The organism is Pseudomonas sp. zfem001, assembly GCF_032621725.1.
Lineage (GTDB): Bacteria > Pseudomonadota > Gammaproteobacteria > Pseudomonadales > Pseudomonadaceae > Aquipseudomonas > Aquipseudomonas sediminis.
Map to the genome: position 1 here is coordinate 766,609 of NZ_JAVYJI010000001.1, position 23,250 is coordinate 789,858.

Genomic DNA, 23,250 nt, shown 5'->3' on the forward strand with positions numbered 1-23,250 from the left:
TCATTACCTCAGTTTCAGGGTGGCCAAGCCGATCAGCACGAGAATCACGGTGATGATCCAGAAACGGACGATCACGCGCGGCTCAGGCCAGCCCTTGAGTTCGAAATGGTGATGAATCGGCGCCATGCGGAACACGCGCTTGCCGGTCAGCTTGAAGCTGGCGACCTGGATGATCACCGACAGGGTTTCCATCACGAACACCCCGCCCATGATGAACAGCACGACTTCCTGGCGGACGATCACGGCGATAGTGCCCAGCGCAGCGCCGAGCGCCAGCGCGCCGACATCGCCCATGAACACCTGCGCCGGGTAGGTGTTGAACCACAGAAAGCCCAGACCGGCACCGACCAGCGCGGCGCAGAACACGATCAACTCACCAGAACCCGGAACGTACGGAATCAGCAGGTATTCGGCGAAGTTCACGTTGCCCGACAGGTAGCAGAAGATCCCGAGCGCACCGCCGACCATCACGGTCGGCAGAATGGCCAGACCGTCGAGACCGTCGGTTAGGTTCACCGCATTACTGGTACCGACGATGACGAAGTAGGTCAGCACCACGAAGCCGGCGCCCAGGGGAATGGCGACATCCTTGAGCAGCGGCAGGATCAGGGTGGTCTCCACCGGGCTTTGCGCGGTCATATAAAGGAAGACGGCCGCAGCGAGGCCAAACACCGACTGCCAGAAATACTTCCAGCGGCTCGGCAGGCCACGCGAGTTCTTCTCGATCACCTTGCGGTAGTCGTCGACCCAGCCAATGGCACCAAACGCCAACGTCACGGCCAGCACCACCCACACATAGCGGTTGGACAGGTCGGCCCAGAGCAGGGTACTGACGGCGATGGCGGTGAGGATCAGCGCGCCGCCCATGGTCGGCGTGCCTTTCTTCGACAGGTGCGACTGCGGACCATCGTTGCGCACGGATTGGCCGATCTGACGCACCTGCAGGGTGCGGATCATCCACGGGCCGAGCCACAGCGACAGCGCCAGGGCGGTGAGCACGCCGAGGATGCCGCGCAGAGTCAGGTACTGAAAGACCGCGAAGCCCTTGTGAAACTGTTGCAGGTACTCCGCCAGCAGCAGCAGCATTTAGTGAATCTCCCCAGATACGCCACACAGCGCCGCCACGACCTTGTCCATGGCAGCGCTGCGTGAACCCTTGATTAGTAGTGTGCTGCCGGCCTGCTCGGCGCGAAGCGCTTCGATCAGCTCGGCTTGATCGACGAAGTGACGGCCTTTTGAGCCAAACTCCTCGACCGCAAAACGCATAAGCGGGCCGACGGCATACAGTGCATCGACCTTGCCCGCGGCATGGCGGCCGACATCGCGATGGCCCTGTTCAGCCCACTCGCCCAGCTCGCCCATGTCTCCCAGCACCAGAACGGTGCGACCGGAGAAGCCGGCGAGTATATCCACCGCCGCGCACATGGACACCGGGTTGGCGTTGTAACTGTCATCGATGACTCGCACGCCGTTCGGCGCCAGCTGCGCTACGGCGCGGCCTTTGACCGGCTGCAGGTTTTCCAGGCCCTCGACCATGGCGACCAACGGCATACCCAGGGCATGAGCGGCAGTACAGGCAGCCAGCGCATTGGCCACGTTATGCTCGCCCAGCAGGTTGAGTTGAATGCGTGCGCTACCGGCCGGGCTACGCAGGGTGAAGCCCTGGCAGCCACGCTCGTCGCGGGCCAGATCGCTGCCGTGGAAGTCCGCGCGGGTGTCGCGCAAGGCAAAACTCAGCACCTTGCGTCCGGCTGCGCGGCGCTGCCAGGTGATGAAGGCCTTGTCGTCCAGGTTGAGCACGGCCACGCCATCGTTCGGCAGGCCTTCGAGGATCTCGCCCTTGGCCTCGACGATCTTTTCCGGGCCGCCGAACTCGCCGACGTGGGCATTACCGGCATTGGTGATGATCGCTACCTGCGGCCGGGTGAGGCTCACGGTGTAGGCGATTTCACCCACATGGTTGGCGCCCAGCTCGATCATCCCGGCGCGATGCTCCGGCGCCAACTCCAACAGAGTCAATGGCGCACCAAGATCGTTGTTGAGGTTGCCGCGAGTGGCCAGTACCGCACCGTTCAAGCCGGCACGCAGGATGGCGGCGAGCATTTCCTTGACGCTGGTCTTGCCACTGGAACCCGTTACGGCAGCCAGCGGGCCGGTGAAAGCCTGACGATTCAACGCCCCAAGTTGGCCGAGGGCCAGGCGGGTGTCAGCCACCAGCAATTGTGGCAACGGGGCATTCGCCACTTCACGCTCGACCAGCGCGGCGACCGCGCCCTTGGCAGCGACTTCGGCCAGATAGTCATGCCCGTCGAAGCGTGGACCGGTCAACGCCACGAACAACTGACCCGCAGCGATGGTGCGACTGTCGCTACCAACGGCGGAGAACGCCACATCGGCGCCGATCACGCGCGCGCTCAGGTCGGCGGCGACTTCGCTGAGCAGCCAAGGCTTAAGCATGAGTCGCCTCCCAGGCCGTCAGAGCCTTGTTCGCTTCGATCAGGTCGGAGAACGGCTGACGCACACCCATGATTTCCTGGTAATCCTCGTGGCCCTTACCAGCCAACACCAGCACGTCGGCGACTTCAGCCTGGGCGATCAGCCGTGCGATGGCATCGCCACGGCCGTGAATGAATTGCACCTGCTCCGGCGCGGCGAAGCCTGCGCGAATATCGGCAACGATCTGCGCCGGCTCTTCCGTACGCGGGTTGTCATCGGTCACCCAGACCACATCGGCCAACCGCTCGGCAACCGCAGCCATCAGCGGACGCTTGCCGCGGTCACGATCACCGCCACAACCGAACAGGCACACCAGGCGACCTTCGACGTGTGGACGCATGGCTTCGAGAACTTTTTCCAGCGCATCCGGGGTGTGCGCGTAGTCGACCACCACCAAGGGCTTGTCGCCGCCACCGAGGCGTTGCATGCGGCCAGCCGGCCCCTGCAGTTGCGGCAGAACCTTGAGAATCTCGTCGAGGCCGTAGTCCAGCCCCAGCAGCGCACCGACCACTGCCAACAGATTACTGAGGTTGAAGCGACCAAGCAGATTGCTGCGCAGCACGCCTTCGCCACGCGGGGTCACCAGACGTGCGCGTACGCCGTGATCGTCGAAGTGCGCTTCGCTGCAATAAAGGAAGGCGCCGGCATCATTCAGGCTGTAGCCGATCAGGCGCGACTCGTGCGCTTGCCCGGCCAACTCACGACCGAAGGCGTCATCGAGGTTGATCACCCGGCAACGCAGATTTGGCCAGGCGAACAGCTTGGCCTTGGCCGCGCCATAAGTCTCCATGCTGCCGTGATAATCGAGGTGATCACGCGACAGATTGGTGAACACCGCAATATCGAATTCCAGCGCCGCGACACGGCCCTGGTCCAGGCCATGAGAAGAAACTTCCATCGCTACAGCGCGAGCGCCGGCCTGCTTGAGCGAGGCCAGGGTGGCCTGCACGCCGACCGGATCAGGGGTGGTGTGTTTGCCCTGCTCCAGCGCGCCATAGAATCCAGTGCCCAGGGTACCGACGATGCCGCAGGGCTGACCGAGCAGATCCAATGCCTGGGCCAGCAATTGGCTGACGCTGGTCTTGCCATTGGTGCCGGTAACGCCGACCAGATGCAGGGCACGGCTCGGTTCGCCATAGAAACGCCCGGCGATGGCAGACAGCTGTCCAGCGAGACCCTTGACCGGCACCAACACCGCACTTTCGGCATGCATGGGCGCAGCGCCTTCGGCCTCGAAGGCCACTGCTACCGCACCGCGGGCGATGGCATCGGCGATGTGCACGCGGCCATCCTGCTGGGTGCCCGGCACAGCCAGGAACAGGTCACCCGGACGCACCTTGCGGCTGTCCAGGGTCAGTTCACGAATCAGCACGCTGCCCTCGGCAGCTGGCAACAATTGATTGAGCGGCATGGGCATCAGTTGCGCCCTCCCTGTCCAACAACGGCCATCTTCTGCTCGGGTGGCGGCAGATTGTCTGGCGCAATGTTCATTAGGCGCAGCGAACCCGCCATCACCCGGCTGAACACTGGCGCGGAAATCAGGCCGCCGTAGTAAGCGCCCTTGCCGGGCTCATCGATGACGACGACCAGAGCAATGCGCGGGTCCTGCGCTGGGGCGAAGCCGGCGAACAGAGACCGGTAGGAGTTACTCTGGTAGCCCTTGGCACCAGCATTGGTCTTACGCGCGGTACCACTCTTACCGGCCACGTGGTAACCCGGCACCTGAGCACGGAACACGCCGCGCGGCGCCTCGACCACCTGCTGCAGCATGCCCTGCAGGGTCTTGGCCACGTCGGGTGACATGACCTGCATGGCGCTCGGCTTACTGTCCACGCGAATCATCGACAGCGGCGTCATGCCGCCGCCATTGGCCAGCGCCGCGTAGGCGTGCGCCAACTGCACGGCAGTCACCGAAAGGCCGTAGCCATAGGACAGCGTGGCGGTCTCCGCCTCACGCCATTTGCGATGGTTGGGCAGATTGCCGACACGCTCACCCGGGAAACCCAGGCCGGTATCGCGACCGAAGCCCAGATTGCTCAGCACGTGATGGATATTCTCTCCACCCACGTCGAACGCGATCTTGCTCATGCCGACGTTGCTGGAGTTGATCAGGATGCCGGTCAGGTCCAACGCAGGGCCTTGCGTGCGGGAAACGTCACGAATGCTGTACCGGCCGATCTGCAGGGTGCCGTTGCCAACCTGAACTATGTCGCTGGGCTTCCAGCGACCGGTCTCCAGCGCAGCGGACATCGACAGCGGCTTGATGGTAGAGCCGGGCTCGAACACATCGATCATGGCGCGGTTGCGCATGGCTGCCGGGGTCAGGTTGCGGCGATTGTTCGGGTTGTAGGTGGGATGGTTGACCATCGCCAGCACTTCGCCGGTCTTCACGTCGACCATCACCAGGCTGCCGGCCTTGGCATCGTTTTCCAGCAGCGCATTGCGCAGCTCACGATGGGCCAGATACTGCAAACGCAGGTCAATGGACAACGCCAAGGCTTTGCCAGCCTTGGCGTTCTGCGCGACCTGGACATCCTTGATCAACTTGCCACGGCGATCCTTGAGCACCTGACGCTTGCCTGGCACACCGGCCAGCCAGTCTTCGTAGGCCAGCTCCATGCCTTCACGACCGCGATCATCGATATCAGTGAAGCCGACGACATGAGCCGCCACTTCGCCAGCCGGATAGAAGCGGCGGAATTCTTCGATGGCATAAACGCCCGGCACTTTCAGGTCCAGCACGCGCTGACCGTTTTCCGGGGTCAGGCCACGCACCAGATACATGAACTCGCGCTCTTTGTTCTGCTCCAGACGTGCGGCGAAGTTGGCCGGGTCCTGCCCCAGGGCAGCAGCCAACGCTGGCCACTGCTCACGACCAGCCTGCAGTTCCTTGCCATTGGCCCAGAGCGTGGTGACAGGGGTACTGACGGCCAACGGTTCACCATTGCGGTCGGTGATCAGGCCGCGGTGCGCAGGAATCGGGATATGCCGGACGCTGCGGGCATCGCCATGCGCTTTGAGGAAGTCATGATCGAGCACCTGCAGATCGAGCATGCGCCAGGCGATGGCGCCGACCATCAGCGCCAGCAACACCAGCACCAGACGGAAGCGCCACGGGTAGAGTGCGCCTTCGAGCCCGATCATGGACGCACCATGCGCACGGCGGCAGGGTCAGGGATGTGCATTTTCAGCTGCTCGCTGGCCAGCGCTTCGATGCGGTTGTGTGCGGTCCAGGTACTTTGTTCGAGAATCAGTCGCCCCCACTCGGCCTGAGTCTTATCGCGCACGCTCAGCTCGCCGTACAGATCATTGAGCAGCTGACGATTCCAATGCGCGCTGTACGACACCGCCACTGCGGAAACCAGGATGGCGATGAACAACAGCAGCATCAGGAAGCTGCCGTTGGGCATGGACTTGATCAGCCGACGGCTCACCGCAACTTCTCCGCGATGCGCATCACCGCGCTGCGCGAGCGCGGATTGGCTTTGAGTTCGGCCTCAGCGGCGTAGACCGGCTTGCCGATCAGCTTCAGACGCGGCTCGAAGGCTTTCGGAATGATTGGCAGGTCACGCGGCAGCTTGTCCGCCTCGCCCTTGGCCTGACGCTTCATGAACTGTTTGACGATGCGATCTTCCAGCGAGTGGAAGCTGATCACCACCAGACGGCCGCCTACTTCCAGCGTCTCGAGCGCTGCTTCGAGGCCGCGCTCGAGATCACCGAGCTCGTTGTTGACGTATATGCGGATGCCCTGGAAGGCGCGAGTGGCTGGATTCTTGCCCTTTTCCCAGGCCGGATTGGCAACGGTCAGCACCTGCGCCAGATCAGCGGTGCGGGTGAATGGCTGCTCGGCGCGGCGCTGCACCACGGCACGCGCCATACGTTTGGCGAAGCGTTCCTCGCCGTAATCCTTGAGCACACGGGCGATTTCGTCTTCATCCGCCGTGGCGATCCAGTCAGCGGCGCTGACGCCGACGTCCGGATTCATGCGCATGTCCAGCGGGCCGTCATTAAGGAAGCTGAAGCCACGCTCAGGGTCATCCAGTTGCGGCGACGACACTCCGAGATCGAGAAGAATGCCGGAGACCTGACCACTGATGCCGCGGACAACAGCTTCTTCGCCAAGTTCCGCAAAACTGCGCTGCACAACGACAAAGCGGCCGTCTTCGGCCGCCAATGCTTCTCCGGTGGCTATCGCCAGGGGATCCTTGTCGAACCCCAAGAGCCGTCCATCTGGCCCGAGCTTCTGCAGGATCAGCCGACTGTGCCCGCCACGGCCGAAGGTGCCATCCATATAACGACCATCACCGCGCACAGCCAGCCCCTCGACGGCTTCGTCGAGCAGCACGGTGATATGGCGGAAGTTGCTATCGGTCATGGTCACAGGATCAGGTCACGCAGGTCATCGGAAAGGGCGCCCGGCTGCTTGATGGCAGCGAGGTCGGCTTCGGCTACGGCATTCCAGGAATCTTCATCCCAGAGTTGAAACTTGTTCAGCTGACCGACGAGCATCGCTCGCTTGTCCAGCTTGGCGTATTCACGCAAACGCGGCGGCACCAGAAAGCGGCCACTGGCATCCAGCTCGAGATCGACGGCATTACCGATCAGAAGACGCTGCAGGCGGCGGTTCTCTTCACGAAAGGAAGCCAGCTCACGCAGCTTGTTCTCGATCAGCTCCCACTCGGCCAGTGGATAAACGCAAAGACAGGGGTCAACGGCGTCGATGGTCACGATGAGCTGGCCACTGCAACGCGCAACGAGCTCGTCACGATACCGACTCGGCATCGCGAGGCGCCCTTTGGCGTCGAGACTGATGGCGTTAGCTCCGCGAAACACGGCTGCGCTTCCCCTGTAATTAGCTTTCCATGCCCAAAAAAACCCACTTCGTGCCACTTCTTACCACTTGCGCACACTATAGGAACGCGCACGCCCCACCGTCAAGGCGCTCCAGAAGGGAAAAATCCTTACAGGACGGAGATTTAGCGAACAAAAGCGAGGGGAAAAGGGATGCCGGAACCGGCTTTTTGCAGATAAATCTCAACCATTCCAGCCAGCTGAAATTCGAACTTAAAGTAATTTGTTAAGAGTAAGAATTTTTCGGTATCAAACAGGAGGGAGATAGAAGCACAACACGAGAAAGGAAGGAGGAGAGTCGATCTGTAAGCCGGGTTCTGTCGAGGACAGTCATTCCTCTACGACGTACATCACTGCACGCCTTTAGCAACCTACCCGGTTCCAGCGCGGGCCACGCCGATGGAACCCTATTTGGTCTTGCTCCGAGTGGGGTTTACCTAGCCACGGACTGTTGCCAGCCGTGCGGTGCGCTCTTACCGCACCTTTTCACCCTTACCGGCGCCGAAGCGCTTAGGCGGTTATTTTCTGTGGCACTTTCCGTAGGCTCACGCCCCCCAGGCGTTACCTGGCACTCCGCCCTATGGAGCCCGGACTTTCCTCCCCCTTCTTGCGAAGGCAGCGACTGTCCGATCGACTCTCCGCCGGCAAGGGTACCGGGCGTGATGGCAAGCTGCAAGCTAGACCGATGGCGAACGCGCTAGGCCTTACGCTCCAAGGCGACTTGGTAAAGCAGATTCTTGCGCACTCCGGTGATCTCCGCCGCCAGCGCCGCGGCCCGCTTGAGCGGCATTTCCGCCATCAGCAGATCGAGCACCCGCAGGGCTTCGGCGCTGACTGCTTCCTCGCCCTCCGGCGCCTGCCAGCCTGCCACCAGCACTACGCACTCGCCGCGCTGCTGATTGCTGTCTGCAGCCACCCACTCGCTCAGCTCGGCCAGCGGCAGCCCCTGCAGGGTCTCGAAGGTCTTGGTCAGCTCGCGCGCCAGCAGTGCAGGGCGATCACCGCCAAACACATCACGCATATCCTGCAGACATTCGAGAATACGGTGCGGCGCCTCATAGAAGATCAGCGTACGCGGCTCTTCCCGCACTTGCTCCAGACGCGCACGGCGCCCCGCCGCCTTGGCCGGCAGAAAGCCCTCGAAGATAAAGCGATCCGACGGCAGACCAGCGGCCGACAGTGCCGCGATCAAGGCACAGGCACCGGGCACCGGCACCACCGCGACGCCTGCGGCACGCGCCTGACGCACCAGGTGATAACCCGGATCGGAGATCAGCGGCGTGCCCGCATCGGAAATCAACGCCACATCCTCGCCTGCCTGCAGCCGCGCCAGAAAGCGGCCACCCTGATCGCGTTCGTTGTGCTCATGACAGGCAGCCAGAGGCGTCTCGATGCCGAAATGCTGCAGCAGGCGCGCCGAGTGCCGGGTGTCCTCCGCCGCGATCAGCGCCACCTCACGCAGAATCCGCAAGGCCCGCGCGCTGATGTCATCCAGATTGCCAATAGGCGTGGCGACCACATATAGGCTGCCTGGCTGGACGCTTGCGACTGCGGGCTGACTCACTGGAAACACCTCGTTAATTGAAAGAGCGCTCATTCTAGCCGGTTCCGCCCCAGTGGCATCGCACGGATGTCGCCCCTTGGGTACAATCGCCGCTCGTTTTGCTCAAGTATCAGGATGACCCGATGATCGCTAGCCTGCGCCCTCTGTCTGCTCTTTTTCTGGCCGGCCTGCTCGCCGCCTGCGCCAGCTCGCCCTCCAACAATCTGGGCCAACTGCCGCGCACGCCACAAGCCAGCATCGAGCAGATGCTTCAGCAAGCCGCGGAGAGCAAACCGGAACAGGCTGCCCTGCTACGCCTGTCGGCAGCTGACCAGAGTTACCAGCAGAATGACGTGGCGCGCGCCACCCGCATTCTCGAGCAGGTCGACATCGCCAGCCTGCAACCTGCCCAACAGATCTTCGCCAGCACCCTCAAGGCCGAGCTGGCGATGGCCCGCAAGCAACCCAAGAGCGCGCTTAAAGCCCTGCAACACTCCAGCTTCGAACGCCTCGCAGAGCTGCCGGTCGAGCAGCAGATCCGCACCCAACTGGTCCGTGCCCGCGCCCTCGAAGCCGACGGTCAGACCCTGGCCGCCGCCCGCGAACGCGTATTCATCGCCCCCCTGCTGAGCGGCCAGGCCGCCCACGACAACCACGAGAATATCTGGGCTCTGGTCTCCACCCTGCCGGCGCAAACCTCCGCCGGGGCCGACAGTGACCTGGCTGGCTGGCTGGAGCTGGCCCAAGTGACCAAAAGCAGCGCCACACTGGAGCAGCAGCAAGCGGCCATCGACCAGTGGGTAGCACAGAATCCGCAGCACCCGGCTGCCGAACAACTGCCCGAGGCCCTCGGCAAACTGCGCGAACTGGCCAGCCAGCCACTGACCCGCATCGCCCTGCTGCTGCCGCAGGAAGGCCAACTGGCCAGCGTTGCCCGCGCCCTGCGCGACGGCTTCCTCGCCGCGCATTACGAAGCCCAGCAAGCTGGACAGAATCCGCCAGACATCAAACTGTACGACAGCTCCCGCATCGGCTCGCTGGACGCTTTCTACCAACAGGCACAAGCCGACGGCGTGCAACTGGTAGTCGGCCCGTTGGAAAAACCGCTGGTCAAGCAGCTCAGCGACCGCGAGCAACTGCCAATCACCACCCTTGCCCTGAACTACAGCGATGCAGGCCAGGAAGGTCCGGCACAACTGTTCCAGTTTGGCCTGGCCGCCGAGGACGAAGCCCGCGAAGTAGCTCGCCGCGCCTGGAACGACGGCATGCGCCGCGCCGTGGCCCTGGTGCCGCGCGGCGACTGGGGCGACCGTGTGCTGGATGCCTTCCGCCAGAGCTGGCAGGCGCAGGGCGGCACCCTGATCGCCGCCGAGCACGTCGATCAACCGGTCGAGCTGGCCCGCCAGATCGCCGATCTGTTCCAGCTGCGTGAAAGCGAAGCCCGCGCCCGCCGCCTGCAGAACACCCTGGGCACCAGCCTGGATGCACAGCCGGCGCGCCGCCAGGACATCGATTTCATCTTCCTCGCCGCCACCCCGCAACAGGCCCAGCAGATCAAACCGACCCTGGCCTTCCAGTACGCCGGCGACGTGCCGGTCTACGCCACCTCGCACCTGTTCACCGGTGCTCATAGCCAGGCCCAGTATCAGGACCTGGAAGGCATCCGCTTCTGCGAAACCCCCTGGCTGCTCGATACCCACGCACCACTGCGTCAGGAGGTCAGCAACCAGTGGCCGCAGGCCGGCGGCAGCCTCGGCCGCCTCTATGCCATGGGTGCCGACGCCTACCGCCTGGCACCACGTCTGGGCCAGCTCAAGGCACTGCCGGAGTCGCGTATCGACGGCCTGTCGGGCAGCCTCAGTCTGAACGCCACCCAGCGCATCGAGCGCCAGCTGCCCTGGGCCGAGTTCCGTGGCGGCCAGGTGCAACGCCTCCCCGACAGCATCAATTGAGCGCACACAACGATCTGGGACGAGCCGCCGAACAGGCGGCTCGCCAGCATCTGGAACGTAACGGCCTGCAACTGATCGAACAGAACTGGAGCTGTCGGCGTGGCGAGCTCGATCTGGTCATGCTTGACGGCGATACAGTAGTATTCGTCGAGGTCCGCGCCCGTCGCCACAGCGCCTGGGGCGGCGCCCTGGAGAGCATCGATGCGCGCAAGCGTGGCAAGCTGGTCATCGCCGCCGAACTCTTCCTTCAGCAACACTCACGCTGGGCCCGCTACCCCTGCCGCTTCGATGTGGTCGCCATCAGCACTGGCGGCGCCACTCGCCTCGACTGGATCAAAAACGCCTTCGATGCCTGACGGCCGTACATTCAAGGTTTAACCGATGGACATGCAATCCCGAATCCGCCAACTGTTCCAAGCCAGCATCGACACCAAGCAACAGGCCATGGACGTCCTGGCACCCTATATCGAGCACGCCAGTCTGGTGATGGTCCAGGCCCTGCTCAACGAGGGCAAGATTCTCACCTGCGGCAACGGCGGCTCTGCCGGTGATGCCCAACATTTCTCATCCGAGCTGCTCAACCGCTTCGAGCGTGAACGTCCGAGCCTGCCGGCCATCGCCCTGACCACCGACAGCTCGACCATTACCTCGATCGCCAACGACTACAGCTACAACGAGATATTCTCCAAGCAGATCCGCGCACTCGGCCAACCCGGCGATGTGCTGTTGGCGATATCCACCAGCGGCAACTCAGCGAATGTCATCCAGGCCATTCAAGCTGCACATGATCGCGAGATGACCGTGGTCGCCCTCACCGGCCGCGACGGCGGCGGCATGGCGTCGCTATTGCTGCCGGAAGACGTCGAAATCCGTGTTCCAGCCAAAGTCACCGCACGCATTCAGGAAGTCCATCTGCTGACTATCCATTGCCTCTGCGACCTGATCGATAGTCAATTGTTTGGGAGTGAAGAATGAAGCGTTCCGCCCTGATTCTGGCCGCTCTGGCCGTTACCCTGACCCTGGCGGGCTGCGGCAGCCGCAGCATCGGCAACAAGATCGATGACCAGTTCCTCGGTCCGGAAGTCGCATCACGCATCAGCAATGCGCACGCCGACCTGTCCACCCCGACCTCGCGCATCATAGTCACCAGCTATAACGGCGTGATACTGCTTGCCGGGCAAACCCCGCGTAGCGAACTCAAGGATCGCGCCGCTCAGACCGCCCGCGGTGTACAGGGCGTGAAGAAGGTCTACAACGAACTGCAGGTGCAGCAACCCGCCTCCCTGCTGGCACGCAGCAACGATTCGCTGCTGACCACCAAGATCAAGACGCAGATGCTGGCCGACAGCAGCGTACCGAGCGCACGGGTCAAGGTCGTCACCGAGAACGGCATCGTCTACATGCTCGGTCTGGTCACCCGCGAAGAAGCCAACGCCGCTACCCGCGTGGTACAGAGCGTGTCAGGTGTGCAGCGGGTCGTGCGCCTGTTCGAATACACCAACTGATCCAAACGCAGAAACGACAAGGGCGCCCATGGGCGCCCTTTTCATTGTTTACTTGACCACCTTCAGACTCGGCCGGCCGCTGGGACGCGGCGGCTCGTCATCAGACGGCCCATCATCGTCCGGCCCCGATTCCTCAGGGCTGCCCGCCATCGACGGCTCCATGTCGAAAACCATGCCCTGGCCATTCTCCCGCGCATAGATCGCCAGAATCGCCGCCGCCGGAATGTAAAGGCTGTGCGCAACGCCGCCGAAGCGCCCTTCGAAACTCACCGCCTGATTGTCCATGTGCAGGTGACGCACCGCACTGGGCGACGCATTGAGCACGATCTGGCCGTCGCTGGTAAAGCCAGGCGGCACCTGGACCCCCGGATACTCGGCATTGACCAGAAGATGCGGCGTGCAATCGTTGTCGACGATCCACTCATAGAGGGCGCGAACCAGATAGGGACGACTGGAATTCATGGTTTCCTCCTTCTTAGCGCATCGCGCGCTCGGCAGCGGAAAGACTGGCCTGAAAGGCCTCACGAGCGAACTGACGCTCCATATAGTCGAGCAGCGGCTTGGCCGGACGCGGCAGTTCGATACCCAGAACAGGCAGACGCCAGAGAATGGGTAACAGACAGCAATCCACCAGGCTCAGCTCTTCACTGAGAAAGAATGCCTTGTCTGCGAATAGCGGCGATACACCGGTCAGGCTTTCGCGCAGCTCCTTGCGCGCCAACTGACGCTCGGCCTCCTTGCTGCGCTTGTCGAGAATACGATCGACCAGCACACACCAGTCACGCTGGATACGATGCATCAGCAGACGGCTGTTGGCGCGAGCAACCGGATAGACCGGCAGCAGTGGTGGATGCGGGTAGCGCTCGTCCAGATACTCCATCACCACGGACGATTCGTACAGCGCCAGGTCACGATCGACCAGCGTAGGCACGCTGCCGTAGGGATTGACCTCGGCAAGCTTGGGCGGACAACGGCCCTGCTCGACATCGATGATCTCGACGCTGACACCTTTCTCGGCGAGCACCAGACGCACGCGATGGGAATAGTGGTCGGCGGGGTCGGAGTAGCAGGTCAACCTATTGGTCACCGCCATGGCGATCCTCCTCGCTTTTTTTGATTTTGTAGAAACACGAAAATTGCCAAGGGCAATTCTTGAAGTTGCAAGTGACACACCGCAAGGTGGCCACCCGGAATGACAGGGCACAAAAACCTGCGCGCCCATAAGGGCGCGCAGGTATATGCAGAGAACCGCAACGGTTTAATGCACGTCCTTCCAGTACTCACGCTTGAGCAGGTAGGCGAATACGAAGAAGAACGCCAGGTACAACAGTACGTAGGTACCGATGCGCTGGGACTTCAGCTTGACCGGGTTGGCCGAGTAGGCCAAGAAGGTCACCAGGTTCTTCACCTTCTCGTCGAACTCGGCCTCGCTCAGCGCGCCGGTGTTCGCCTCGACGGTCAACTGATCACAGGCCTCGTGCGTGATCGGTGCACCGGTCAGCGGGTCGAACTGCTTCTTGCCGTCGGTGACGACCTGAACCTGCTTGCAACCGATGACCTGGTTACCTTGCAGGCCAACCAACACGTTGGGCATACCCACATTCGGGAACACCTTGTTGTTGGCGCCCAGCGGACGGCTCGGGTCTGCGTAGAAGGTGCGCAGGTAGGTGTACAGCCAGTCGTTACCACGCACACGAGCCACCAGGGTCAGGTCGGGCGGAGCAGCACCGAACCAGGCTTTGGCGTCGTCCGGCTTCATGCCGATCTTCATGTGGTCGCCGATCTTGGCGTCGTTGAACACCAGGTTGTCCAGCATGATTTCGTGCGGGATGCCGAGGTCATCGGCAACACGCTCGTAGCGCTGGTACTGGGCCGAGTGGCAGCCCATGCAGTAGTTGGCGAAGGTACGCGCGCCGTCCTGCATGGCAGCCTTGTCGGCCAGATCGATGTCGACCTTGTCCAGCGGGTAGTTGCTGGCAGCGCCCATGGCCAGAGCCGGCAGCGCAGCGAAAACAAATGCAGCGAAGAGCTTTTTCATCAGCCAGTCACCCTTTCCGGAACCGGTTTGGTCTTCTCCATCCTGGTGTAGAACGGCATCAGGATGAAGTACGCGAAGTACAGGAAGGTGCACACCTGCGACAGCAGAGTACGACCCGGGGTCGGAGCCAGCACACCCAGTACGCCGAGGATGACGAAGGAAATGCAGAACACCACCAGCCAGATCTTGCTCAGCCACCCCTTGTAGCGCATGGATTTGACCGGGCTACGGTCGAGCCAGGGCAGCACGAACAGCACCGCGATGGCAGCGCCCATGGCAATAACGCCGAGCAGCTTGTCCGGTACCGCACGCAGGATCGCGTAGAACGGGGTGAAGTACCAAACCGGGGCGATGTGATCAGGTGTCTTGAACGGGTTGGCCGCTTCGAAGTTCGGCTTCTCGAGGAAGTAACCGCCCATTTCCGGGAAGAAGAACACCACGAAGCAGAACACGAACAGGAACACCACTACGCCGACGATATCTTTCACGGTGTAGTAAGGGTGGAAGGCGATGCCGTCGAGCGGTACACCGTTCTCGTCCTTGAATTTCTTGATGTCGACACCGTCCGGGTTGTTCGAACCTACTTCGTGCAACGCCAGGATGTGCAGCACGACCAGGCCGAGCAGGACGATCGGCAGCGCGATCACGTGCAGGGCGAAGAAGCGGTTCAGGGTGATGCCGGAAATCAGGTAGTCACCACGGATCCACTGAGTCAGGTCATCGCCAATCACCGGAATGGCACCGAACAGCGAGATGATCACCTGGGCGCCCCAGTAGGACATCTGGCCCCACGGCAGCAGGTAGCCCATGAAGGCTTCGGCCATCAGCACCAGATAGATCAGCATGCCGAAGATCCACACCAGCTCACGTGGCTTCTGGTAGGAACCATAGAGCAGGCCACGGAACATGTGCAGGTAGACCACCACGAAGAACGCCGAAGCGCCGGTGGAGTGCAGGTAGCGCAGGATCCAGCCGTACTCGACGTCACGCATGATGTATTCGACGGAGGCGAAAGCACCCTCAGCCGAAGGCTCGAAGCTCATGGTCAGCCAGATACCGGTAACGATCTGGTTGACCAGCACCAGCAGTGCCAGCGAGCCAAAGAAGTAGAAGAAGTTGAAGTTCTTCGGTGCGTAGTACTTGGAGAGATGATCTTCCCACATCTTGGTGGCGGGGAAGCGCGCATCCACCCATTCCATGAATTTGCTCATCAGGCCTTCTCCTGGTCCACACCGACGACGATGATGTCATCCGTCTCGTAGCTGTATGGCGGCACCGGCAGGTTCAACGGCGCCGGCTGCGCCTTGTACACGCGACCGGCGAGGTCGTAACGGGAACCATGGCAGGGGCAGAAATAACCGCCAACCCAATCCGGCCCCATATCGGCCGGTGCCACTTCCGGACGGAAGGACGGCGAGCAGCCCAGGTGGGTGCACAGGCCAACCAGGACCAGCAGTTCGGGCTTGATCGAACGGGTCTTCTTGTCCACGTACTCCGGCTGCACGGAGGCAGCGGATTCGGGGTCAGCCACGCTACCTTCGATCTTGGTCAGGTTGGCCAGGATCTCCTCAGTGCGGCGCACGATGAATACCGGCTGACCGCGCCACTCAGCAACCATCTGCTGACCCGCCTCGATCTTGCTGACGTTCACCTTCACCGGTGCACCGGCCGCCTTGGCCCTTGCACTGGGGAACCATGACCCCACGAACGGAGTCGCAGCACCTACCGCCCCTGCAGCACCCACCACGGAGGTGGCTGCAACCAGGAAGCGACGCCGGCCTGCATTCACGCCGTCATTGCTCATTCAGTCGTCTCCCATCAGCTTTGTGGCCTGTTGTTCAGGCCTCTACTAAGTAAAAATCGGGCCGCGCAAAAAATTCGCCAAATGGTAAAGAAAAGCCCCTTTTCTGACAAGGTAATTACCCCCGAAGAGGGCGGCGAAAGCCTTGGAGGATGCGGCTTACGCGTATGCGGCACGTTGTCGCAGCATTTTGCCATGCCCATAAAAAACGCCCAGCTCCGTAAGGAAACTGGGCGCTTTTGGAAGCGTAGTCGCGATTAACGCTTCGAGTACTGCGGACGCTTACGCGCTTTACGCAGACCGACTTTCTTACGCTCGACTTCACGGGCGTCGCGAGTAACGTAACCGGCTTTACGCAGCGGGCTGCGCAGGGTTTCGTCGTACTCGATCAGAGCGCGAGTGATGCCGTGACGGATAGCACCAGCTTGACCACTGACACCACCACCAGCAACGGTGACGAAGATGTCGAACTTCTCGACGGTCTCGGTCAGCTCCAGCGGCTGACGCACGACCATGCGAGCGGTTTCGCGACCGAAGAAGGTGTCCAGGGTGCGATTGTTGATCGAGATGTTACCAGTACCCGGACGCAGGAAAACGCGCGCGGTTGCGGTCTTGCGACGGCCAGTGCCGTAATTTTGAGTCGCCGACATAATGAACTATTCCGTTAAATCTTCAGTTCTTGGGGCTGCTGAGCGGTGTGCGGGTGAACAGCACCCTTGTACACCTTCAGCTTACGATACATGTCGCGACCCAGCGGGTTCTTCGGCAGCATGCCTTTGACCGCAGTCTCGATCACGCGCTCAGGAGCACGAGCGATCAGCTTTTCGAAGTTGATCTCTTTGATGCCGCCCGGGAAGCCGGAGTGGGAGTAGTACATCTTGTCGCTGGTTTTGGCACCAGTCACACGCACCTGCTCGGCATTGATTACGACGATGTAGTCGCCGGTATCAACGTGAGGAGTGTACTCAGGCTTGTGCTTGCCACGCAGACGGCTCGCGATTTCGGTGGCCAGACGACCCAGGGTCTTGCCAGCAGCATCAACGACGAACCAATCGCGTTTTACTGTTTCCGGTTTAGCAGTAAAAGTTTTCATTCTTTATAGCCTCAGGGGCCGCCCAGCAAAAATAGACGGCGGATCTTACTGGATAGTGCGTACTTTGACAAGTCAAAGGCAGCCGCATACGGACGCTATCGGGGGCTCGGGTCAGCGCGTCCACAATACGGCAAGATTCTTCGGCAGGCGGCGCATCACTTCCACCGCAGAAAGAGGTGCCGGATTATCCTGATTGCGAAAAAAATTTCAACCTGCTTGTATGACTCTTTTGCCGAAGGAGCACCTCATGGAATACCGCAAGCTAGGCCGAACCGATCTCGATGTCAGCGCACTGTGCCTGGGCACCATGACCTGGGGCGAGCAGAACAGCGAGAGCGAAGGCCATGCCCAGATCGAGCGGGCCAAGGCCAGCGGCATCAACTTCATCGACACCGCCGAGATGTATCCGGTACCCCCGCGCGCCGAAACCTACAGCAAGACCGAGCAGATCATCGGCAGCTATTTCAAGCAGCGTGGCGACCGCGCCGACTGGATTCTGGCCAGCAAGATCGCCGGCCCCGGCAATGGCATCAGCCATATCCGCGACGGCCAGCTGAAGTTCAACCGCCAGCACATCGTCACCGCTCTGGATGCCAGCCTCAAACGCCTGCAGACCGATTGGATCGACCTCTATCAGTTGCACTGGCCGGAGCGCCCGACCAACTTCTTCGGCCAGCTCGACTACAAGCACAAGGACGTTGAGTTCACGCCGCTGGAAGAAACCCTGGAAGTGCTTGACGAGCAGGTCAAAGCCGGCAAGATTCGTCATATCGGCCTGTCCAATGAAACCCCGTGGGGCACCATGAAGTTCCTGCAGCTGGCCGAAAGCCGTGGCTGGCCGCGTGCCGTGTCGATCCAGAACCCCTACAACCTGCTCAACCGCGCCTTCGAAGTGGGTCTGGCGGAAGTGGCGATTCGCGAACAATGCGGCCTGCTGGCCTACTCGCCACTGGCCTTTGGCATGCTCAGCGGCAAGTACGAAGGAGGCGCCCGTCCGGCTGGCGCACGCATCAGCCTGTTCAGCCGCTTCGCCCGCTATACCAACCCACAGTCGGAGGCAGCCTGCTCGCGCTACGTCGCCCTGGCCCGCGAGCACGGCCTGGACCCAGCGCAAATGGCCCTGGCCTTCGTCACCGCGCAGCCGTTCGTGACCAGCAACATCATCGGCGCCACCAGCCTGGAGCAACTGGACAGCAACCTGGCCAGCGCCGAGCTGAAGCTCTCCGATGAAGTGATCGCCGGTATCGAGGCAATTCACAAGGCGCAGCCCAACCCGGCGCCCTGATCCAGCTCGCAATAAAAAGCCCGGCACAATGCCGGGCTTTTTATTGCCATCAACCACCCTCAGACCAGGGAACGAGCGATGATCTCCTTCATGATCTCGTTGGTCCCAGCGTAAATGCGCTGCACCCGCGCATCGGCCCAGGCCCGCGCCACCGGGTACCCCCACATGTAGCCGTAGCCACCGTGTAGTTGCACGCACTCGTCGAGCACCTTGCATTGCAGGTCGGTCCCCCAGTACTTGAGCATCGCGGCGGTGGGCACATCGAGTTTGCCGTTCAGGTGCAGCTCCAGACAGCGGTCGACGAATACCCGGCCGACCTGAATTTCCGTCGCCATCTCGGCCAGCTTGAAGCGGGTGTTCTGGAAGTCCGACACCGCCTTGCCGAAGGCCTTGCGCTCGCGGGTGTAATCGAGCGTCCACTTCAGCGCCGCCTCCGCCGAAGCCAGGGCGCCGATGCCCACGGTCAAGCGCTCCTGCGGCAATTCCTGCATCAGATAAGCGAAGCCCATGCCCGGCTGCCCCAGGAGGTTTTCCTTGGGTACGCGCACATCCTGGAAGAACAGCTCGGAGGTGTCCTGCGCCTTCATGCCCACCTTCTCCAGGCGCTTGCCCTTGGAGAACCCGGGCGTGTTGGCCTCGACCAGGAACAGACTGGTGCCCTTGGCGCCTGCCTTCGGGTCGGTCTTGGCCACGACGATCACCAGATCGGCCAGCCAGCCGTTGGTGATGAAGGTCTTCGAGCCGTTGATCACGTACTCGTCGCCATCGAGCACAGCGGTGGTCTTAACGCCCTGCAAGTCGGAACCGGCGCCCGGCTCGGTCATGGCGATGGCAGTAACCATCTCGCCGCTCACCAGCTTGGGCAGGTAATGCTGCTTCTGCGCTTCACTGCCGTAATGCAGGATGTAGGGCGCAACGATGTCCGAATGCAGGGAGAAGCCGATGCCGGTCAACCCCAGACGCCCGATCTCTTCGATCACCACGGCGCTGTAGAGGAAGTCGGCCGCCATGCCACCGTACTCTTCGGGGATATGCGAGCAGAGCATGCCGGCCTCGCCAGCCTTGTTCCATAACGCGCGGTCAATGTGGCCGTCTTTTTCCCACTGATGATGATAGGGAACGGCCTCCTGCTCGAGAAACTTGCGCACGCTGTCGCGAAACAGTTCATGGTCGGAGCTGAATATCGTTCTGGGGATCATGGCGCTACCTGTATCCGAGGCAAAGAGAGAAACAAGGCCTCGACTTTAGCCAAGCAACCGCTTGGTCACACTGGACACAAACGCCAAAAAATAAGACGATCCAGCCGTCGCATGACCACTTAGCCTTGAATAAGAACAAATACCTATGGTTATCCCGCAGCCGCGTACGACCTTGCGTCGTGTCAGCATTCTCGCCACCGATGGCGTCTTCGCTTCCACCCTGATGCAGGCCAAGGACTTCTTCCACATGGCGGGCATCCGTTATGCCAAGCAACAGGGGCTTGGCTTTGCGCCGCCGTTCGATATCCACCTGGTCAGCCCGGACGGCCTGCCGGTGAACAGCTTCAGCAATGTCCGCCTGCCGGTGGACGGCGGCCTCGACAGCTGCGACGTGATTATCCTGCCCGCCTTCTGGGACGACTTCGACGCCCTGTGCAAGCGCTACCCGCAGGTACTGGACTGGCTCAAGCGTCAGCACGCCAATGGCACGGCGATTTGCGGCGAGGCCAGCGGCGTATTCTGGATGGCCGAAGCCGGCCTGCTCGATGGCAAAGAGGCGACTACCTACTGGCGCTTCTTCCGCGAATTCGCCGAGCGCTTTCCCAAGGTGCTGCTCAATCAGGAAAAACACCTGTCCGACGCCGACAACCTGTACTGCGCCGGCGGCGTCACCTCGGCCTGCGACCTCTACATCTACCTGATCGAGCGTTACTGCGGGGCCGGCGTGGCCCAGGGCGTGGCACGTGACATCCTCTACGAAGTGCAGCGCAGCTATACCCCCGGGCGCATCGGCTTCGGCGGGCAAAAGCTGCATCAGGACGTCACCGTACTGCAGATCCAGCACTGGCTGGAAGAACACTACGCCGACAAGTTCCGCTTCGAGGATGTGGCGCGCGAACACGGCATGAGCATCCGCAACTTCATGCGCCGCTTTCAGGGCGCCACCGGCGACAAACCTCTGCACTACCTGCAGCGCCTGCGTATCGAAACAGCCAAGAGCCTGCTCTCCTCCACACGCAAGAGCATCAAGACCATCAGCTACGAAGTGGGCTACGACGATGCGAGCTTCTTCGCCCGCCTGTTCCGTCAGCACACCGAATTGTCACCCAACCAGTACCGCCGCCAGTTCCAGCAGAAAGACAACCAAGCCTGACGGCCGCCCTGCCCAACCAGGCCGCAAGGCTTCAAGTAGCGGGTAAAGCGCCAGCCCACCCTTGGTTAGGTTGGCGCCCTGCCGCAGCGCCCTATGATCGACGGTGAACATAAAAACAACAGGTTCACCGCCATGCGCCGTTTATTGATTGCCCTGCTTGCCACCTGCAGCCTCAGCGCTGTGGCGGCCGATAACTGGAAACCCTTTCCCCTCGACCAGAGCGCCTATGACTACAGCGGCGACAAGCTGCGCCAGGCCTGGCCGCAGCTGACACGCGGCTTCGGCGATTATCCCTTCCCCGATGCCGACTGGGTGGTGAGCGTGGCCAGCCAACATCCACAAGTCCTTGAAAAAACCGCGGCGGCCGGCACCGGCTTTAACAGCAAGCCCGAGGAAGCCGAAGCCTATGCGCAGAAACTGCAGGAGGTCTGGCGCCTGATGTTCCGCGGTGACTTCGCCCAGGCCAAGGAACAGGGCATGGCACTAGGCGTCGGCGGCCAGATACCGGCGATGTTCGCCCAGGTGATCTACGCCATGTTCCTGGTGCCCGATCAAACCGAGAAACATCGCCTGCTCGAAGAGGTGATTGCCTATACCGACGACGCAGGCGAACTGATACAGGCCGATATCGTCGCGCAGTTCGGCCGCGTCTACGCCAAGGCACGCCTGGGTGAGGAGCTTTCGGTACCGGTCGTGCTCAAGCGCGGCTACACCTCGCAGATTCCGCAAGAACTGGATGCCCTGCTGGCCAAACAGCCGCAGCAGCCGTACGCCCTGGCGCTATATGGTGGCTATGAAGCCGGTGTGATCCGCAAGGTCGGCAAACTGGTGGGCAAGATGACCTACGGCGTCAGTGCGGACAACATGGAGAAGTACTTCCAACGCAGCTTCCAGGCCCGCGATGACTTGCCCATCGGCCATTACGAATATGCCAATGCGCTGACCTACGTGTACGGCGATGCCGAAGAAGACAAGGTCATCGAACATCTCAAGCGCGCCGTGGCGATAAAACCGATCAGTGCCATGGAGGCGCTGGAAGTGGCGCATGCGCAGAAGATCCTCGCCCAGCACCAGCTGAAACTGACGAAGAACTGAAAAGTCGACCGTAGAGTGCGTATGCGCACCCTACCGGGGCAGCACCAATGAAAAAGGCGACCTTGTGGGTCGCCTTTTTCATATCGCTTTCCGTCAGGGCCGGTGTGGGCGCGAGAGGAATTCGTGCGATTGCATTTCCAGCAGACGGCTCAGCGTGCGCTGGAACTCGAAACTCAGGCGACCACCGGTGTAGAGATCCTTGAGTTCCACTTCTGCGGAGATGATCAGTTTGACGTTACGGTCGTAGAACTCGTCCACCAGGTTGATGAAGCGCCGCGCCATGTCGTCCTTGGCCACGCTCATCTGCTCGACGTTGGCCAGGATCACCGCATGGAAGATCTTGCCCAGTTCGATGTAGTCGTTCTGGCTGCGCGGGCCGTCGCACAGCTCGCGGAATTCGAACCAGGCCACGTCTTCGCAGACCCGCACGGCGTGGATCGGGCGGTTCTCAATCATCAGCGCCTCGTTCTCCACCATGTGGGTGCAGTCCGGCAGCAGGCTGCGGAAGCTGGTCAGCAGACTCTGCTCGGCAGCCGGGCCGAGCGGGAAGTGGAACAACTCAGCCTGCTCCAGCGCGCGCAGGCGGTAGTCGACGCCGCTGTCGACGTTGACGATGTCGGTATGCTGCTTGAGCAGGGCGATGGCCGGCAGGAAGCGCGCGCGCTGCAGGCCGTCCTTGTACAGGCCGTCCGGCACGATGTTGGACGTAGCGACCAGGGAAACGCCGTTCTTGAACAGCTCTTCCATCAGTGTGGCGAGAATCATGGCATCGGTGATGTCGCTGACGAAGAACTCGTCGAAGCAGATCACCCGTACCTCGTCGGCGAAACGCTTGCCGATGATGGTCAGCGGGTTCTTCTCGCCCTTGAGGGTCTTCATCTCCTCGTGCACACGCTTCATGAAGCGGTGGAAGTGAGTGCGCATCTTCTGCTCGAACGGCAGCGCGTCGAAGAAGGTGTCGACCAGGTAGGTCTTGCCGCGCCCGACACCACCCCAGAAATACAGGCCCTTGACCGGCCCCTGCGGCTTCTTGCCGAACAGCTTGCCCATCAACCCGGATTTGCTCTGGTCGCGCGCAATCAGCTCGTCGTACAGACGCTGCAGATGGCGGACAGCATTTTCCTGGGCCGCATCATGGAAGAAGTCGGGCCGCTTGAGATCGGCCTGATAACGCTCTAAGGGGGTCATGATTCGTTAGCCGGGCAAGTAAAAACGGGGGCGTCACTTTAGCGACGCCCC

At 61.7% G+C, this 23,250-nt stretch carries 24 protein-coding genes and 1 other RNA gene; 7 read left to right on the plus strand and 18 right to left on the minus strand.

The genetic code is table 11. The features are described from left to right. Positions 1–3: 3 nt before the first annotated feature. From mraY to rsmI, 9 genes are all read right to left on the minus strand, one after another. Positions 4–1,086: a phospho-N-acetylmuramoyl-pentapeptide-transferase gene (mraY, locus tag RTH74_RS03760; protein ID WP_099522448.1), complete on the minus strand. Its 1,083-nt coding sequence runs from the start codon at positions 1,084–1,086 to the stop codon at positions 4–6. Next, positions 1,087–2,457: a UDP-N-acetylmuramoyl-tripeptide--D-alanyl-D-alanine ligase gene (locus RTH74_RS03765; RefSeq protein WP_316913794.1), complete on the minus strand. Its 1,371-nt coding sequence runs from the start codon at positions 2,455–2,457 to the stop codon at positions 1,087–1,089. Further along, positions 2,450–3,913, minus strand: a complete 1,464-nt coding sequence (locus RTH74_RS03770; protein WP_316913795.1) for a UDP-N-acetylmuramoyl-L-alanyl-D-glutamate--2,6-diaminopimelate ligase — start codon at positions 3,911–3,913, stop codon at positions 2,450–2,452. Before RTH74_RS03770 ends, RTH74_RS03765 begins: the two co-directional genes overlap by 8 nt. Then, a complete protein-coding gene (locus RTH74_RS03775; protein WP_316913796.1) occupies positions 3,913–5,640 on the minus strand; it encodes a penicillin-binding protein 2 in 1,728 nt (575 codons plus the stop codon). Before RTH74_RS03775 ends, RTH74_RS03770 begins: the two co-directional genes overlap by 1 nt. Then, on the minus strand, positions 5,637–5,930 hold the full coding sequence (ftsL, locus tag RTH74_RS03780) for a cell division protein FtsL (RefSeq protein ID WP_099522452.1): 294 nt from the start codon (positions 5,928–5,930) through the stop codon (positions 5,637–5,639). The genes RTH74_RS03775 and ftsL overlap by 4 nt, the downstream gene beginning before the upstream one ends. After that, positions 5,927–6,871, minus strand: coding sequence for a 16S rRNA (cytosine(1402)-N(4))-methyltransferase RsmH (gene rsmH, locus RTH74_RS03785; RefSeq protein ID WP_099522453.1), 945 nt, complete (start codon positions 6,869–6,871; stop codon positions 5,927–5,929). Before rsmH ends, ftsL begins: the two co-directional genes overlap by 4 nt. Before the next feature lie 2 nt (positions 6,872–6,873). Further along, positions 6,874–7,329 carry a division/cell wall cluster transcriptional repressor MraZ gene (mraZ, locus tag RTH74_RS03790; RefSeq protein WP_003459315.1) on the minus strand — a complete coding sequence of 152 codons (456 nt, stop codon included), beginning with the start codon at positions 7,327–7,329 and terminating at the stop codon, positions 6,874–6,876. A gap of 308 nt (positions 7,330–7,637) precedes the next feature. Next, positions 7,638–7,985: RNase P RNA component class A (gene rnpB, locus RTH74_RS03795), an RNA gene on the minus strand. Between the two features lie 59 nt (positions 7,986–8,044). Beyond that, positions 8,045–8,944, minus strand: a complete 900-nt coding sequence (gene rsmI / locus RTH74_RS03800) for a 16S rRNA (cytidine(1402)-2'-O)-methyltransferase (RefSeq protein WP_099522454.1) — start codon at positions 8,942–8,944, stop codon at positions 8,045–8,047. 89 nt (positions 8,945–9,033) lie between these two features. On the opposite strand from rsmI, the gene RTH74_RS03805 reads away from it, so the two are divergent. The 4 genes from RTH74_RS03805 to RTH74_RS03820 are packed head-to-tail and all read left to right on the plus strand — an operon-like array spanning position 9,034 to position 12,347. Further along, the gene (locus tag RTH74_RS03805; RefSeq protein WP_316913797.1) at positions 9,034–10,842 is read left to right on the plus strand and encodes a penicillin-binding protein activator; all 1,809 of its coding nucleotides are present in this window, start codon (positions 9,034–9,036) and stop codon (positions 10,840–10,842) included. Next, the gene (locus tag RTH74_RS03810) at positions 10,839–11,198 is read left to right on the plus strand and encodes a YraN family protein (protein WP_099522456.1); all 360 of its coding nucleotides are present in this window, start codon (positions 10,839–10,841) and stop codon (positions 11,196–11,198) included. The genes RTH74_RS03805 and RTH74_RS03810 overlap by 4 nt, the downstream gene beginning before the upstream one ends. Positions 11,199–11,223: 25 nt before the next feature. Continuing rightward, complete coding sequence (locus RTH74_RS03815; RefSeq protein ID WP_099522457.1) at positions 11,224–11,817, plus strand: phosphoheptose isomerase; 594 nt, start codon at positions 11,224–11,226, stop codon at positions 11,815–11,817. Continuing rightward, entirely contained in the window at positions 11,814–12,347 is a 534-nt protein-coding gene (locus tag RTH74_RS03820; protein ID WP_106732769.1) for a BON domain-containing protein, read from the plus strand. The genes RTH74_RS03815 and RTH74_RS03820 overlap by 4 nt, the downstream gene beginning before the upstream one ends. 48 nt (positions 12,348–12,395) lie before the next feature. Here RTH74_RS03820 and RTH74_RS03825 read toward each other — a convergent pair whose 3' ends face one another. From RTH74_RS03825 to rplM, 7 genes are all read right to left on the minus strand, one after another. Then, entirely contained in the window at positions 12,396–12,809 is a 414-nt protein-coding gene (locus RTH74_RS03825; protein ID WP_316913798.1) for a ClpXP protease specificity-enhancing factor, read from the minus strand. Between the two features lie 13 nt (positions 12,810–12,822). Further along, the gene (locus RTH74_RS03830) at positions 12,823–13,440 is read right to left on the minus strand and encodes a glutathione S-transferase N-terminal domain-containing protein (protein ID WP_125836004.1); all 618 of its coding nucleotides are present in this window, start codon (positions 13,438–13,440) and stop codon (positions 12,823–12,825) included. Positions 13,441–13,605: 165 nt separating this feature from the next. Then, complete coding sequence (locus tag RTH74_RS03835) at positions 13,606–14,385, minus strand: cytochrome c1 (protein ID WP_106732766.1); 780 nt, start codon at positions 14,383–14,385, stop codon at positions 13,606–13,608. Further along, positions 14,385–15,596, minus strand: a complete 1,212-nt coding sequence (locus tag RTH74_RS03840; protein WP_099522462.1) for a cytochrome b — start codon at positions 15,594–15,596, stop codon at positions 14,385–14,387. Before RTH74_RS03840 ends, RTH74_RS03835 begins: the two co-directional genes overlap by 1 nt. After that, positions 15,596–16,189, minus strand: coding sequence for a ubiquinol-cytochrome c reductase iron-sulfur subunit (gene petA / locus RTH74_RS03845; protein ID WP_099522463.1), 594 nt, complete (start codon positions 16,187–16,189; stop codon positions 15,596–15,598). Before petA ends, RTH74_RS03840 begins: the two co-directional genes overlap by 1 nt. A 254-nt stretch (positions 16,190–16,443) precedes the next feature. Beyond that, positions 16,444–16,836 carry a 30S ribosomal protein S9 gene (rpsI, locus tag RTH74_RS03850; protein ID WP_003459292.1) on the minus strand — a complete coding sequence of 131 codons (393 nt, stop codon included), beginning with the start codon at positions 16,834–16,836 and terminating at the stop codon, positions 16,444–16,446. Between the two features lie 14 nt (positions 16,837–16,850). Continuing rightward, positions 16,851–17,279: a 50S ribosomal protein L13 gene (gene rplM, locus RTH74_RS03855; RefSeq protein ID WP_037004174.1), complete on the minus strand. Its 429-nt coding sequence runs from the start codon at positions 17,277–17,279 to the stop codon at positions 16,851–16,853. A 247-nt stretch (positions 17,280–17,526) separates the two neighbouring features. On the opposite strand from rplM, the gene RTH74_RS03860 reads away from it, so the two are divergent. After that, a complete protein-coding gene (locus RTH74_RS03860; protein WP_106732765.1) occupies positions 17,527–18,564 on the plus strand; it encodes an NADP(H)-dependent aldo-keto reductase in 1,038 nt (345 codons plus the stop codon). A 59-nt stretch (positions 18,565–18,623) separates the two neighbouring features. On the opposite strand, the gene RTH74_RS03865 is transcribed toward RTH74_RS03860, so the two are convergent. Then, on the minus strand, positions 18,624–19,763 hold the full coding sequence (locus RTH74_RS03865) for an acyl-CoA dehydrogenase family protein (protein ID WP_316913799.1): 1,140 nt from the start codon (positions 19,761–19,763) through the stop codon (positions 18,624–18,626). Between the two features lie 247 nt (positions 19,764–20,010). Between RTH74_RS03865 and RTH74_RS03870 the strand changes: the two genes are divergently transcribed. Then, positions 20,011–20,916 (plus strand): GlxA family transcriptional regulator, encoded by a 906-nt coding sequence (locus tag RTH74_RS03870; protein ID WP_179575963.1) that lies wholly within the window; start codon positions 20,011–20,013, stop codon positions 20,914–20,916. 132 nt (positions 20,917–21,048) lie between these two features. After that, the gene (locus RTH74_RS03875; protein ID WP_316913800.1) at positions 21,049–22,011 is read left to right on the plus strand and encodes a hypothetical protein; all 963 of its coding nucleotides are present in this window, start codon (positions 21,049–21,051) and stop codon (positions 22,009–22,011) included. A gap of 93 nt (positions 22,012–22,104) precedes the next feature. On the opposite strand, the gene zapE is transcribed toward RTH74_RS03875, so the two are convergent. Continuing rightward, a complete protein-coding gene (gene zapE / locus RTH74_RS03880; protein ID WP_316913801.1) occupies positions 22,105–23,199 on the minus strand; it encodes a cell division protein ZapE in 1,095 nt (364 codons plus the stop codon). Positions 23,200–23,250: the final 51 nt, after the last annotated feature.